Origin of the sequence: Exilibacterium tricleocarpae (assembly GCF_007004655.1) — a bacterium.
Lineage (GTDB): Bacteria > Pseudomonadota > Gammaproteobacteria > Pseudomonadales > Cellvibrionaceae > Exilibacterium > Exilibacterium tricleocarpae.
Window position 1 is genome coordinate 67,318 of the sequence record NZ_ML660100.1, and the last position, 13,304, is coordinate 80,621.

The 13,304-nt window shown below is 55.6% G+C and carries 14 protein-coding genes; 3 read left to right on the forward strand and 11 right to left on the reverse strand.

Annotated features, from left to right (window positions below; all coding sequences use genetic code 11):
- Positions 1-161: 161 nt before the first annotated feature.
- A complete protein-coding gene (locus FKG94_RS19890; RefSeq protein ID WP_142928692.1) occupies positions 162-1,778 on the forward strand; it encodes a BCCT family transporter in 1,617 nt (538 codons plus the stop codon).
- Between the two features lie 53 nt (positions 1,779-1,831).
- On the opposite strand, the gene FKG94_RS19895 is transcribed toward FKG94_RS19890, so the two are convergent.
- Complete coding sequence (locus tag FKG94_RS19895) at positions 1,832-2,110, reverse strand: YebG family protein (protein ID WP_142928693.1); 279 nt, start codon at positions 2,108-2,110, stop codon at positions 1,832-1,834.
- A 299-nt stretch (positions 2,111-2,409) separates the two neighbouring features.
- Between FKG94_RS19895 and FKG94_RS19900 the strand changes: the two genes are divergently transcribed.
- Positions 2,410-2,604 (forward strand): hypothetical protein, encoded by a 195-nt coding sequence (locus FKG94_RS19900; protein ID WP_142928694.1) that lies wholly within the window; start codon positions 2,410-2,412, stop codon positions 2,602-2,604.
- Positions 2,605-2,615: 11 nt separating this feature from the next.
- Here the strand turns inward: FKG94_RS19900 and FKG94_RS19905 are convergent, their stop codons facing one another.
- The 4 genes from FKG94_RS19905 to FKG94_RS19920 all read right to left on the reverse strand — a co-directional run bounded on the left by FKG94_RS19905 (position 2,616) and on the right by FKG94_RS19920 (position 4,677).
- On the reverse strand, positions 2,616-2,795 hold the full coding sequence (locus FKG94_RS19905; RefSeq protein WP_142928695.1) for a PLDc N-terminal domain-containing protein: 180 nt from the start codon (positions 2,793-2,795) through the stop codon (positions 2,616-2,618).
- Positions 2,796-2,885: 90 nt separating this feature from the next.
- Positions 2,886-3,236: a DUF4112 domain-containing protein gene (locus tag FKG94_RS19910; RefSeq protein ID WP_142928696.1), complete on the reverse strand. Its 351-nt coding sequence runs from the start codon at positions 3,234-3,236 to the stop codon at positions 2,886-2,888.
- A gap of 149 nt (positions 3,237-3,385) precedes the next feature.
- The gene (locus tag FKG94_RS19915) at positions 3,386-3,703 is read right to left on the reverse strand and encodes a BON domain-containing protein (protein ID WP_142928697.1); all 318 of its coding nucleotides are present in this window, start codon (positions 3,701-3,703) and stop codon (positions 3,386-3,388) included.
- Positions 3,704-4,110: 407 nt separating this feature from the next.
- Entirely contained in the window at positions 4,111-4,677 is a 567-nt protein-coding gene (locus FKG94_RS19920) for a porin family protein (protein ID WP_179957732.1), read from the reverse strand.
- A 28-nt stretch (positions 4,678-4,705) separates the two neighbouring features.
- Here FKG94_RS19920 and FKG94_RS28780 point away from each other — a divergent pair, with 28 nt between their 5' ends.
- Positions 4,706-4,900, forward strand: a complete 195-nt coding sequence (locus FKG94_RS28780; protein WP_179957733.1) for a hypothetical protein — start codon at positions 4,706-4,708, stop codon at positions 4,898-4,900.
- Positions 4,901-5,571: 671 nt separating this feature from the next.
- Here the strand turns inward: FKG94_RS28780 and FKG94_RS19925 are convergent.
- The 6 genes from FKG94_RS19925 to FKG94_RS19950 all read right to left on the reverse strand — a co-directional run bounded on the left by FKG94_RS19925 (position 5,572) and on the right by FKG94_RS19950 (position 13,295).
- Positions 5,572-6,063, reverse strand: coding sequence for a hypothetical protein (locus tag FKG94_RS19925; protein WP_142928699.1), 492 nt, complete (start codon positions 6,061-6,063; stop codon positions 5,572-5,574).
- 51 nt (positions 6,064-6,114) lie between these two features.
- Positions 6,115-6,282, reverse strand: a complete 168-nt coding sequence (locus FKG94_RS19930) for a DUF1328 domain-containing protein (RefSeq protein ID WP_142928700.1) — start codon at positions 6,280-6,282, stop codon at positions 6,115-6,117.
- A gap of 337 nt (positions 6,283-6,619) precedes the next feature.
- A complete protein-coding gene (locus FKG94_RS19935; protein WP_142928701.1) occupies positions 6,620-7,525 on the reverse strand; it encodes a glycosyltransferase family 2 protein in 906 nt (301 codons plus the stop codon).
- A gap of 62 nt (positions 7,526-7,587) precedes the next feature.
- A complete protein-coding gene (locus FKG94_RS19940; RefSeq protein ID WP_142928702.1) occupies positions 7,588-10,731 on the reverse strand; it encodes an efflux RND transporter permease subunit in 3,144 nt (1,047 codons plus the stop codon).
- 3 nt (positions 10,732-10,734) lie between these two features.
- On the reverse strand, positions 10,735-11,946 hold the full coding sequence (locus tag FKG94_RS19945; protein ID WP_142928703.1) for an efflux RND transporter periplasmic adaptor subunit: 1,212 nt from the start codon (positions 11,944-11,946) through the stop codon (positions 10,735-10,737).
- 80 nt (positions 11,947-12,026) lie between these two features.
- A complete protein-coding gene (locus tag FKG94_RS19950; RefSeq protein WP_142928704.1) occupies positions 12,027-13,295 on the reverse strand; it encodes a DUF6271 family protein in 1,269 nt (422 codons plus the stop codon).
- Between the last annotated feature and the right edge of the window lie 9 nt (positions 13,296-13,304).

Below are 13,304 nucleotides of genomic sequence, written 5' to 3' on the forward strand. Positions count from 1 at the left end.
TAAATCGCGGTCCGGTGTCAGCAGTTAGTATACGTTATTTCGCCGCACCTTATCACAGATGCCTGGTACCCCGGCGCCGTAGAGTTCTCGATGTTTGTGTGTAATCATGTGGTTGCAGTAGTCAACTGCCGTTTACGTGAATTGATACAAAGAAGGCGACCATGGACCAAACGACACGCCTACCGGAGCGCTCCGGCATCCCTGCGAATGAGGCGGCGCCACGCATCCGGGCCGTTGTATTCTGGCCGCCGTTTGCGCTGTTGGGTGTGGCGGTGGTGTCCAGCTTTTTTAACCTCGAGGGGTTTTTAACAACCACCTCCCGGATTAACGATTGGATTCTGACCCATTTTTCCTGGCTTTTCAGCCTCTCGGCCCTGCTGCTGCTGTTGACTCTGGTGTGGGTCTACTTTTCGCCGATCGCCTCCGTCAGGCTGGGCGGCGAGCAGGCGCAACCTCTGCTGAGCCGCTGGCGTTGGTTTGCGATTACCCTGTGTACGACGATTGCCACCGGCATCCTGTTTTGGGGTACTGCCGAGCCGATGTTTCATTTACACGCGCCGCCGCAGTCCCTAGAGCTTGCCTCCGGCTCGCCGGAAGCGGCGCGCTTTGCACTGTCCACCCTGTTTTTGCATTGGTCTTTTACCCCCTACGCTATCTATACTGTACCGGCGCTGACCTTCGCATTGGTGTACTACAATCTAAACAAGCCGTTTTCACTCGGTTCGGCCCTGAGCCCGGTTCTCGGATCATGGACACAGGGGCGCGGTGGTCAGGTGGTCGATGCCATCGCCCTCTACGCCCTGGTTGCGGGTATGTCAGCCTCGCTCGGCGCCGGTGTGCTGACGTTGTCGGGCGGTCTGGACAATTTGTTCGGGATTGGCTCGGGCCCCTCGACCCGCGCCTTGGTTACGACGTTGATAGTAGCAACCTTTATCATCTCGGCGGTCAGCGGTCTGCACCGGGGAATATCGCGGTTGTCGAATATCAACATCAGGCTGTTTTTCGGTTATTGCCTGTTCGTGTTTTTGTTCGGCCCGACACTGTTTATTCTGGAAGTGGGGGTGGAGAGTTTTGGCGAGTATTTGTCGGAATTCTTTAGCCGAAGTCTGTATACCGGTGCCGCTGCCGCCGACCCCTGGCCAAAATCCTGGACTATTTTCTACTGGGCCAACTGGTTTGCCTGGGCGCCCATTACGGCGATGTTTTTGGGGAAGATTGCCCGCGGTTACACGGTGAGGGAGTTTATTCAGGTCAATATGGTGTTACCGGCCCTGTTTGCCTGTGTGTGGATGTCGGTGTTTGGCGGCACGGCGCTGCAGATGGACATAAGCGAGAACGGTGCCCTGTATCAAGTATTACAGACCAAGGGCGGAGAAGCGGTGATCTATGCCATTTTTGACCGCTTGCCCCTGGCCGGCATCACTGTCGCCGTGTTCGTTTTTATTACTTTTTTGTCCTATGTCACCGCGGCGGATTCCAATACCGAGGCGATGAGTCAACTCTGTACCCGCTCCTCGCCAAATGAGCCCGAACTCAATGAAAGCCGTTCTGTCAGGCTGCGCTTGAAATTTGCCTGGGGTGTTGCCATCGGTATCGTGGCCTGGGTTATGGTCAGCTTTGCCAATATAGATGGTATCAGAATGATGTCCAACCTCGGGGGCCTGCCCGCCATGTTTATTATTCTGATTATCAATTTTGCGCTGATCAAGCTGGTGCGGCAGTTTTCTCACAACAGTTCTCAAAACAGTTCGCAAAATAACTTGTCGCCCCGTCAATAACCGGGCGCAAAAAAGGCCTAACCCCGGTGGGACGGGGTTAGGCAAGGTATCTATTATTGGTTGGCAACTAGGGGGGTGACGGTGGATGCGTCGTGTTGCTCCAATAATAGCTCAGGTTTGCCCTTACAGGCCTTGGCCAGCAGATCGCGTCGTTCCGCGAGCAGCAAACCAATGGATTCGCTGACGGATTCGTCAATTTTAGGTATGTGGTTTTCTATCAGGCTGGTGATATTAGCGGCCAGTTCCAACATTTTGTCGTGATCTTCTGCATCTTTTTTGTTGTCGAACATAGCCCCGTCCCGATCGCATTTCCACACTGCCACAACAGCCATTTTTGCTCTCCTGTCGATATGTATGGATATACAGTATTCGCTTCGCCGCGAAACGTCAACCCCGTTTTGTGCCAAACTGCCAAAAACTGCTAAGGCGTTCGCAAACTCCACCTGTACTGGCGGTCCCTGCATGGGTTTTCCGCCGTCTATATTCGGTTGACTTTTGTCGCTGCCACAAAAAGCATGGTCGCTGCAACAAAAAGTGCATGTAAGTAAACCCACTAAGAGACATTAACTATAAAAAGTGCCGTTTGAATCCTAAATCAGCTTCGGCATCAATCAGATATTGCGGTTTGATCGTGCGGGGTTTAACCGAGGCCTTTGAAGCGCCGGATCGCTTGAGTGTCCGACTGCAGGGACAGCCGTCCGTGCAACAGGTGGAACTGCAGCGGGAGTTGCAAGACTTAAGACGCGGCAGAGCCGGCGTGGTGAGAGGTCTGGCCGCGCCGCCGCCTGTTTTGCCGCCCGACGCCAGCCCCAACCCCGGGTATTGATGCTCCCGGGTTCAGCGTCGCGGTCCCAGGAAAAACCAAAGCAGCAGACCGATTACCGGTAACAGGAGCACCAACAGGATCCACATGACCTTGTGCCCACCGGAGATACTGCTCTGAATGGTCTTGATGATGACGTAGATATTAAGAATAAAGACGATAAAGCCCAGTATACCCGTTACTTCTATAGACATTTTTTTTCTCCTGTGGTGTCTGCATAAGCTTATTGTTGACTTGGATACTACCAAAACAGGCCGTATCTGTCCTTGCTGCGACGCCGGGGTTCAGGTGTCCGCAGGCAGGCGCCTGTGGTTTTCAAGTAGTTCGGCATTTTTTTGATTGGCTTTCCAGACGAAATCGAACAGGTCGCCCACGATGGGAATCGCGCCCACGACCGTGTCAATCAGGATATTCGCCAGCATGCGCCACAGGACTGTTTTGGGCACACCCAGTTTGACTGCCTGATAGAAAATCCAGGCCGACAGGCCGCCGCCGATGGCGTCGCCGACACCCGGGATCAAGCCGATAACCCCGTCGAGCCCGATACGATAGCCGCCTGGCAGGGGAATGCTGCTGTCGAGCAGCCAACTCAGGCTGCCTGGTTTTTTGCCTGCCGCTTGGGTTTTCGCCGCCATAAGCTTCCATAGATTGCGTAGCCGCGACTGACTGTCCCGGCATCCGTGTCCCGGCATCCGGGTAGCGCACCGCCCGGTGAGCGGCGCGCTACCCTTAGTGCGTCAATGCAAACCGGAACTATGCCGGCAGCCTGGTTTAGACGCCAAGACTATTTCACAATGATATTGTTTTCAACATCGGCTACACCGGCGACCTCTCGCGCCAGGGTTTCCGCCCGTGCCCGTTGGGCCGCGGTATCGACAAATCCGCTGAGCTGAACATCACCTTTAAAGGTCTCGACTTCGATGGCAAAGCCGGAAACGTCCGGTGACTTCAGCAGCGAAGTCTTGACCTTGGTGGTTATCACGCTGTCATCCAGGTATTCCCCGGTGCTCTCTTGTGTCGCGCTGCCGGCGCACGCGGCCAACAGGCCGACGAGGATGAGTGATAACAGCAGGGCTGTGGTTTTTCTAACGGTGGTAACCATGATTTCAATCTCCAATTTAGTAATTACGTAGTTTTGCGTATCTTGTTACCCACAAAAAATGTTTATCGGCTTGCAATTTTGTTGAATACCCTGGTGTCTCCCCCAGTCGATCCTTCATGCCAGCCTTAAGGTTTTTCTCATCGTTGTCAAAAACCCAGACAAAAGTCCCGTAGGTCAGTGTGAAACCCGAGGTTGGGTACAGCTTTCCCAGATCGTGCGCGGCAGGGATGCCGCGCTCAAGCCCCCAGCGCCGGACTTGCCTGCAGGGGTTAAGGGGGGACGCCCAATCCGGGTCTGGAAAAGCCGTGCCCAACCTCAAGCGCCCCGGTTCTCAAACAGAGTACTGTTGCAAAACAAATGAGTTGTAAGTAATTACACGCGCTTTGTATCTATTACAGCATGTTTGCCTAGAAAACAAACTGCGCCGACACTGAAAAGATATCCAACTCCGGATCGAAGTTGTCATCGAGTTCATAGCGATCGTATTCCACTCTCAGATCGACATTATCGGTGAGCCTGAACTTTGCGCCGACGCCATAGAAGACGTCGTCGCCGTCAAGTTTGTCGTCGACGCCGATAACGTCTAAATCAAACGGTACTGAACCGCTGATATCAGCTTCCCAGGCGAACCAGCCCAGCTTGCCGAACAGTGAGAAGGATTCCCCCAGCGGCGCCGACAAAACCGCAGCGAGTGAAAAGCCGTCAATATCGGCATCGAGGTCGCTGTCGGTCGCTTCGTCGAAGTTTAAATAGGCCAATTCGACACCCAGGTGCTCAGTAAACTTGCCACCGGCGAATAGCTTGATAACACCCTGTTCGTCCTCGAAATCGGTATCGATATCGTCGTTGTCAAATTCAAACTTGTAGAGACCGTAACCACCCCCGACGTAGAACTCCGGGGCCTCCGCTTGCGCCATCGATGAAGTCAGTACCAACAGACCGGATGCCCACAGTGTTTTCCGAAAGTTATTCACAAATATCACTCCTATTTCAGTTTCATACATGAACTTAAAAATCTGCGAGGGTTCTTTAGCAGGATATATGCCAGCGCAGGATATATGCCAGCGCAGGATATATGCCAGCCGAGAGATCAGTGCGGCGAATGCTGTACGAGTGAACATGCTGGGTGTAGAGGTAATGGCATTTAACCAAGTAAAGGAGTGCCAATTTACCGGCGTTTTTAAAAAAGATTGGTAAAGGTAGTGTAAAGGTCGATAAGCCGTGCAAATCCTTTTAAGTAAGTATTGTTAGGGTGTAGGGGCTTTTAAACCGGTAAGAGCCCTAAAAGGGCTATATAAGCCGGTTGCCCATCGGGCTTTCCCGGTAGTCGGAAAGCGCTGGCAGTATTCAGTTTGTTGGAATTTTTACCGATGGGCTGCAAAAAATACATAAAAAACAGTACTGGTCTACTGACTTTAGCGGGACGCTGTTGGTTGGCATTTTATTTGCTGTTTTAGTTCCCGGCGGACGATGCCGTCAACAGTTGATAGATGCAGTAAGCAACTATTGGCAGATTGTATTGCAATGTATTCGCTACCGAAGCGTTGTGGCCGGTAATGATAGAGGTGGAATAGACTGGTTGTCGTGATTACTGCTGACACAACGCGTTCATTACACAACTTGGCAATCTCTCCAGTAGTTGTGATCTTTAACCCGGCTCAGGCCGGGTTCTTTTTGTGATGCCTGTTAACGGATAGTGATAGCGCGTCACGGTCAACGAACGCTCGTGTGGTCCAATGCCCGCAGGTGGCTGGTAGAGGAGAAGAGACGATAAGCGGTCGCCGTTTATCGGCGGGGATAACCCGGTATGTGCCGCCCGGTGCGCACGGGCTTTTATGCAGGACAGCACACCCCGGGATTGTAGAGTTTTAGTGTATGGATTTGGCGCCGGTGTTCTCAAAGATTTCTTTCACCAGATCGACGTGATTGTCGTGGGCATCGACCATAATTAAGATATTTCCGCTGTCGACTTCATCGGAAACCACTTTAGCCTCGTTTTCAGACAGACCGGCACCGATTAGCCCGCCGGCCAGGCCGCCCACCGCGCCGCCGGCACCTGCTCCCGCCAGTGCGGCGAGAATCGGGCCCGCGGCAACGAGACCGATGCCGGGTGCCGCGACCGCACCGACAGCGGTCAGGCCCGCCGCGATCGCGCCCAGCGTACCGCCGACCGCAGCGCCTGCGGAGGCCCCTTCGGGCGCCTTGGTGTTCACCTCTATATCGAAGTGCTTACCCTTGGACGTTTCGTTAACGATCACGCTGATATCGTCGCGCAGCACGCCTGCCTGATTGGAAAGCTTGTCAACGGCCAGCGCCGCTGCGCTATATTCTTTATACAAACCCAGTACTTGTTTACTCATAGTGTGTTTTCCTTGTGGATGAAATGTTGATTGACGATAGGATCGGGCACTTTACTGCCCGCGGGGAACACTCCCCCTGATAGCAAACATAATAGCCAGCGCTAAACCAAAGACGGCTATGACCCAGGCCATATTGGTAGCCGCACCGACGATGCCGGTAAACCCCAACAACCCTGCCACTATCGCAATGACAAAGAAGATAACAGCCCAAGTGATCATAATATTTCCCTGACAACGGTAATGATAAGCCGCGGTAGAACCCGTATGGCTATGACTGACTATACGATGGTGTTAGCAATACCTATGCCAGATGCCCGGGTGTGTTTTGAAGTTACAGTGACACGCGAAGTTGGTATCGCAGAGGTTGATTTAAACCAACCGAACGGTGGATATGCCGGATCGGATCGGTTGGCAATGCTGTCGGTATGTCTTCAGCGTCGATAGGCTGATGCGCACGTTTGCCTGCCATGACTCATCGAAATCCCATACCCGATCAGGTCTGGGTTATTACAGCTGATACGTGCTGAGGCTGCCACCGGGTCCGGTGGTCACCCGGTTATCCGATGTGTTTTTCCGTTTCCGCCAGGGCGCTTTCGCATACACTCATCCAGCTGCCGGTAAGCAGTTTCGTCATCCACCTGTCCCGATGCTTGTCAATCATATATTTGAGATTGTCCGAACTGCTGGATGTCTTGTGGGGCGTGTTCTTGTGATGCGGGTAGTGAATGGACAGCACTTGATCCAGCATAACGAACTCGTGGCCGGCTTGATGAAGCCGATAGCCGAATTCGACATCCTCCCCTCCCCATGAGGTAAACCACTCATCGAATCCGTTGAGGCGATCGGCGGCGCGTCTCCTCAGCGACACATGCCCGGCCCAGAAGATGATCCAGGGGATCGGGAATCCCGCGATATCGAAATTTCTCATTTTGAAATAATCGTAGCGGCAATCCTGAACCTCGGGAATATCCGTCATTATGTCAAGCGCCTTGTCAACCGTCTGCTGTTGCAACAGTTCCACGATGGTGTCGGACGCACTCAAGGCTACTTCCTCGACGCCATGAGATAATCCCACTATCACCGAATCAAATTTTTCATAGTGTTTAATCAAGTGCGTTTCCAACAATCTCGATCCCGCCAGGATTCCCGAGTCCAATAGCAGTAGAATCTCTTTGGCGGCCGCTGCTATACCGATATTCCGGGCCCTTGATACTCGGAAGCCGTCATCGGGCGTATAGAGATATTTAATATTCGAATGCACCGCCTGGTATTGTTTGACGGCTTCGCCGGTGCTGTCATTGGAGCCGTCATCAACCACTATAATTTCATAGCACTCAGCCGCAAGCGTTTGCTTGAGCAGAGAATCGATGGTGCGCTTTAACAGCTCTACTTTGTTGTAGGTCGGCACTATGACCGATATTCCGTATGATTCGCCCGCTTTATCCATGCTTTGATTTACCATGCTCAGTTCTCCTATCCATTAGCGTCCGGCACCAGACTTAGTGTAAGTTCTGCTGCAACCCCTCAGGTATTGCCCGTCTCTGCGATTTCCAGGGCGCCTGCCACTTCGTCGTCCATAGTCAATCGCTGCAACCCTGTGGATACTCTATACCCCATCACATACAGGCAGGGCACCAGAATCAGTGTCACAGTGGTCGCAAACACTACACCGAAAGAAAGGGAAATCACCATGGGAATCAAAAAACGGGCCTGGATACTCTGCTCGAACAATAGCGGCAGCAGACCGATAAACGTTGTCAGGGACGTAAGTGTTATCGCGCGAAAACGGTCGCTGCCGGCGGCCAGCACTGCCGCGAGCACGGTCTTTCCCTGCCGGTGTAACTGATTGGTACGGTCCAACAGGACTAAATTGTCGTTGATGACTACACCGGCACAGGCGAGAAACCCAAGCTGCGAGATAAAGCTGACCTCATGGCCGAGTAACTTGTGTCCAATCACGGCGCCCATAAAGCCGAAGGGAATCGCGGTGAGCACCAGCAGCGGTTGAAAGTAGGAGCGAAAGGCGATTGCCATCAAGGCATACAGCGCTGCCAGGGCCACCAGCAGGTTAATCAACAACTGTCGATTGGACTGCTGTTGTGTTTTCAGGTTGCCGTCTGTATCCAGTTTGAAACCCTTGTATTCGCGCTGCCAGTTCAGTAACTGCCGTGTTTTCAGGTCGGCGACGATCCGGGTGGGGTCCACACCGTTTTCCACCTCGGCGCTGATGCTGATAGTGCGGCGGCGGTCTATTCTCTGTATCGAGGTAAAGCCCGGAACCAGGCGTATTTCCGCCACCTCTTCCAATGGAACCTGGACGCCGCCGGCCGTGCGCACACGCATTTCAGTGAGTTGATCCAGGCTGCGGCGCTCGGCCTCCGGATAGCGCAGCATCACCCGAACATCTTCCCTGGCGCGCGGAATTCGTTGCACTTCTTCGCCGTGGAAACCCTGGCGCACCTGTCTGGCGATATCCTCAAGGCTGATACCCAACTGGTCGGCGTGCTGTTTCAACGCCAGCTCAACCTCCACCCGGCCCAGGTCCAGGCTGTCGCGCACGTTAAACACACCCGGGTAGGCCGCCAGTGCGGCCGAGACAGCCGCGGCCGCCGCCCGTTGCGTTTCCATATCATTGCCGGGCACATTTATGTTGAGTTGAATATCTGCGCTCTCCTCGTCGAAGGCATAGTTCAGCGAGTACTGCTTGGCTTCCGGCAAGGGGCCAATCAACTCCCGCAAGCGCTCGGCGATTTGGGGGGAGGATATCCTATGCTGCAGTGCGTCGCGCATGCCGATAAAGACACCCACTTTATTGTCGTCAGTGCTGGCGGTAACCTGATGGATAAAGCCGCCTTTGCCGGCGTTCAACTGTAGCAGCATCGGGTCTGTCCGCAGGGCTTCTCCCGCGGTTACGATCTGATGCATGATGCGCCGTGTTTCCCGGTAAGGGGTGCCTTCCGGCAAGGTGACGCTGACACTGACAAAATCTGCCGGAACCGTTGGTTGAAAGCTCTTCGGCAGCGCCTGGTACACCACCACCGATATGAGCAGTGCCATGAAAAATCCCGCCAGAGTTGCTGCATTGTTGTTTAACGCCCGGCGCAAGAGCGGGCGGTAGTAATTATCGGCGACTCGAACCAGACCGCCGCCCAGGGCGGCGCGCAGCTCGGCGAGTTTATTCAGCGCCGCTATGCGGCTCGGCTTTTCAGCGGCCATATTGGCCAGGTGTGCGGGTAGAATAAAGAGCGAGTCGATCAATGAAAACAGCAGGCACAGTATAACCACCACGGCGATGGGGTAGGTGATGCTGGCAAGGGACGGCGGCAGATCGAGCATGGGGGCAAAAAAGATCACGGTGCTCAAAATGGCAAACACCACCGGTTTGCCGACCTGTTTGGCACCGCCGGCCGCCGCCCGGGTGCCGCGCAGTCCGGCCTGGTGCTGCGCATAGATACTTTCACCGATGACGATAGCGTCGTCCACGACAATACCCAGCACCATCAAAAAAGCAAACATCGACAACAGGTTGAGCGACATACCGGCATAGGGCATCAACCAGAAGGCGCCACAAAAAGCCACCACAATGCTCATACATACCCAGATGGCCAGCAGCGGCCGCAGAAACAGCATCAGCACCACAAACACCAGTATCAGGCCGCTGACGGCGTTGTTGCTCAACAGCCGCAACCGGTCGTCGAAGATACTTTTCTTCTCGAAGGTGACTTCAATACCCATGCTCGGCGGCAGCAACTGCCGGGCGCGCTCAAGGTATTGGCGGGCTTCCAGGGTGGCCTGTGCGAGGTTGGGACTATCGGTCAGGTACACTTCATAGGCCAGTGCCCGGCGCCGGTTAAAAATAACCTCGCGCCGCTGCTCGGCAAAGCCATCGCGGATATCGGCTATATCGCTCAATAACAAACGGCTGCCGTCACTGCCGCTGCGCACGACTATGCGAGCGAAGTCCCCGGCACTGTAGGCCTGGTTGCGGGTCTGCACCTGAATATCGCCGCCGTCGGTCTCGATGGTGCCGGCCGGCAGGCTGAGCGATGACCGGCGGATAGCCGCAGCCACCTGATCGAAGCTGAGCTGGTAGCGATCCAGGTTCTCCTCTGATACTTCGATGCTGATTTCGTCGTCCCGCATCCCCGTTATACGCACCGACGCAACATCTTTTTGCTGTGCCAGTTCATCGCTGATCAACTGGCCGTACTCTTTCAGAACTGTCTCGTCCACATCGCCGTGGAGCGCAAAGTACAACAGCACCCGCCGCTGCACCCGGTGGCGCACGAGTGGCCGTTCGGCGGCTGCGGGAAAGGTGTCGACAGCGTCCACCCGGGCCTTGATGTCGTTAAGCAGTTGTTGCCGGTCTGTGCTCTCCAGTGCCTCCAGGGTGACAACGGCATGACCCCGGTGCGAATCCGAGCGCAGCTGCCTGATGCCTTCGATATCGGCGAGTGCCGTCTCGATCCGCATCGTGATCTGCTGCTCGACTTCGCGCGGGCCGGCGCCCGGGTACTCCATGGTGATGTCCACATAATTGGTATTCACCCGCGGCAGCACTTCCTGCTCCAGGCGCTGGGCGCTCAGTATGCCGCCCAGCACGATCGATACCATTAAGAGATTGGCGGCGATAGGATTGGCGATAAACCACTGAATCAGGCGCTCCATAACCTATTCCCCGGCATCCACCAACTGATTGCCGGTCCATGTCCTGGCAACGACTTTCAGTCCGGGCGCCATATAAGCCTGGTGACTTACCACCACGGCGACCCCGCCCAGTTGTCCCGCCTCGATCCAGGCGTAGTCGCGGTCGCGTTGTAACAGCTTTACCCGGGTCGGGACTATCTGCTGTTGCGCGTCCAGGTGGTAAATTTGGTCGCGGTTAAACACTGCCGTTGCCGGCAGGCGCACCAGGTTTTCCAGCCGGCGCCCTTTGATTTCCGCCTCGACAAATAACCCGACGACCAGCGGTGCGTCGGGGTGGTCCGGCCCGTGTTGTGCCATGGAGCGGCGTGCAAAGGGGGCGGCGACCTCCGCTACGGCGTAGTGCAGCCGTGAGCGGGTATCGATACTGGCGTCGGTGCGGGTAATATATCCCTGCCACTGATAGCGCTTGCCACTCACCTGACCCCGCAGCAACACCGGCGGTCCGGGATTATCTGCATCGGCCTGAAAGCCCAGCGGCAGGTCGACCAGCGCCGCCTGTCTATCCGTCAGCGGCAGGCGGACTTGCGCCACGCTGGTGTCGTAAACCGCCGCTACCGGGGTGCCCGGCGTCACATACTGTCCCAGGTCGACAAAGGTCCGGCGCACGCGGCCGGAAAAAGGCACGCTGATACGGGTGCGCTGCAAGTCGAGTTCGGCTTTTTTCAGTGCCGCCCGGGCCGCCTGCAAACGCGCCCGGGCTGTTGCCAGTTGCGGCTTGCGCAGAAACAGTGCGTTAGCCGCTTCGTTGTTCAGATCGCGCCACTCGCCACGGGCCTGGCGGGCGCGCCCCTGTTCGACGGCCAGGCTTTCCTCTGCTGCGGCCAGGTGGGCGCGAGCGCTGTCGCGGGCATACTCGTAGTCACGACTGTCGATATGGATAAGGGCCGCTCCCTCGGTAAAGAACCCCCCGTCGACAAATGAGGCATCCACTGCCACCACCTGGCCGGCAACCTGCGCGACCACATCTATTTTTCGCTTTGGTGCCACGGTGCCCCGACTTCTCACACGGAGACTGTAGCTATCCGGCTTGGCGATAACCACATTCACCAAAGTCTCAGGTCTGGGCGGTGGCGGTACTATGGCGGGCTCCTGGCGCATTGCCAGCAGGCCGCCGGCAGTGGCCAGACCGCCGACCATAATCTGCAACCACAGGGGAAAGTACTGCCGGAATTTCATATTTTCTATCCCCCGAGTGTTGTTGTAAGTGGAACCGATGCACGGTTTGTAACGTCAGTTTTACTGCGCGGTATAGAGTCTCAGGCGTAGCGATCCATGGGATCGACTGCCATTGCCGAGCCCAATTCCCGCGCCCGCAACATCAGTGTCGGCCAGGCGCCCAGCAGTGCCTCAAACTGCTTCACTTCCTCTTTATACCAAGTCAGTATTGGGTTGCGCCGGGTTCTAAGCGTGCGGCCCATCTCCCGGTACATCCCCGGTAAAGTCAAATGCCACGCTGTCATCTGATCGAGATGGTTCTCGACTTGCGCGCGGGTCTCGTCGTAAGCGGCGCCGATCCTATCCCGCAGCGGTTGCAGCCTTATCTCGTGCGCATCGGTGAATACGGACGTGGCCGCCTTTGCCAGCCAGTTGAAAAGACACATGTAAAGCACGTAGTTGACAAGGCGCCGCTGGTAAATGGGTTGGCTCTGCTCAGCTTGCCGATTGTCCAGGTATTGATTGACGATATGGCGGTTGTGCATCACCGGCACTCTACCGGCCCGTCTCAGCAACTCCAGGGAGAAGTAGTCGCTGCCGATGGTGTCGGTTATGTTGGGGACCGGCAGGTGTTGTTGAATATCGCGAAACGCGATATTACAAAGATCGACTCGAAACTTTGCGTGATCTTGCAGGGTAAATTCATCGACCAGGTGGGGCTCGGCCACGCTGTCGAATCTGCGCAGCAGGACATCGCCCGGTATCTCAATACCGTCCGGCACCGTCAGCTTGAGAAGCTTTGCCAGGATGGAACGGGATGCCTGTTTCAGGCCCGACAGATCGACCGATGGCGGGCCGATAAAAGATCCGCCTACTATCCAGTTGGGCTCCAAAGCACGGGCGGGGGGCGGCTGTTCGAGCATCCAGCTCGACTCCAGCTTGTCGCAGAATATATGCGGCAATTCGGCGGCAATCGGGTAAACGGCATCCTGGTCACAACGTTGGTAACGGCTGTCTGAATCTCTGCGGTGCACCGATTGGCAACCGAGCCAATTGGCAAACAAAAACAGGCGATTGGTTGCCGCCCCATACGAGCAGGTCTCCGGCAGGAGTTGCCTGACCAGGGAGGGCTCGGTAGTGATTTGCAATAGCAGCGACACTTGGGTGTTGTTATCCAGATGCGCAACACTGATGCCGTCAGTTCGCGGCAACTTGTTGACAGCGGCCCGATTGGCAGCGAGAGCGCTATCCGTCGAGGTGTCCACAATCAGGACGCTGGCCGCCACCGGGAAGTGCCGCACGGCATACTCGGCTTCTCGATACAGGTCGGTAATGGCATTTGCACAGGCTCTATTGGTCGGCAATGCCATGCACACATG

Bases quoted from the DNA above. Each gene is read 5' to 3' on its own strand.
- FKG94_RS19890 (WP_142928692.1), top strand. From the start codon at position 162: ATGGACCAAACGACACGCCTACCGGAGCGCTCCGGCATCCCTGCGAAT.
- FKG94_RS19895 (WP_142928693.1), bottom strand. From the start codon at position 2,110: ATGGCTGTTGTGGCAGTGTGGAAATGCGATCGGGACGGGGCTATGTTC.
- FKG94_RS19905 (WP_142928695.1), bottom strand. From the start codon at position 2,795: ATGTCTATAGAAGTAACGGGTATACTGGGCTTTATCGTCTTTATTCTT.
- FKG94_RS19910 (WP_142928696.1), bottom strand. From the start codon at position 3,236: ATGGCGGCGAAAACCCAAGCGGCAGGCAAAAAACCAGGCAGCCTGAGT.
- FKG94_RS19915 (WP_142928697.1), bottom strand. From the start codon at position 3,703: ATGGTTACCACCGTTAGAAAAACCACAGCCCTGCTGTTATCACTCATC.
- FKG94_RS28780 (WP_179957733.1), top strand. From the start codon at position 4,706: ATGAACTTAAAAATCTGCGAGGGTTCTTTAGCAGGATATATGCCAGCG.
- FKG94_RS19925 (WP_142928699.1), bottom strand. From the start codon at position 6,063: ATGAGTAAACAAGTACTGGGTTTGTATAAAGAATATAGCGCAGCGGCG.
- FKG94_RS19930 (WP_142928700.1), bottom strand. From the start codon at position 6,282: ATGATCACTTGGGCTGTTATCTTCTTTGTCATTGCGATAGTGGCAGGG.
- FKG94_RS19935 (WP_142928701.1), bottom strand. From the start codon at position 7,525: ATGGTAAATCAAAGCATGGATAAAGCGGGCGAATCATACGGAATATCG.
- FKG94_RS19940 (WP_142928702.1), bottom strand. From the start codon at position 10,731: ATGGAGCGCCTGATTCAGTGGTTTATCGCCAATCCTATCGCCGCCAAT.
- FKG94_RS19945 (WP_142928703.1), bottom strand. From the start codon at position 11,946: ATGAAATTCCGGCAGTACTTTCCCCTGTGGTTGCAGATTATGGTCGGC.
- FKG94_RS19950 (WP_142928704.1), bottom strand. From the start codon at position 13,295: ATGGCATTGCCGACCAATAGAGCCTGTGCAAATGCCATTACCGACCTG.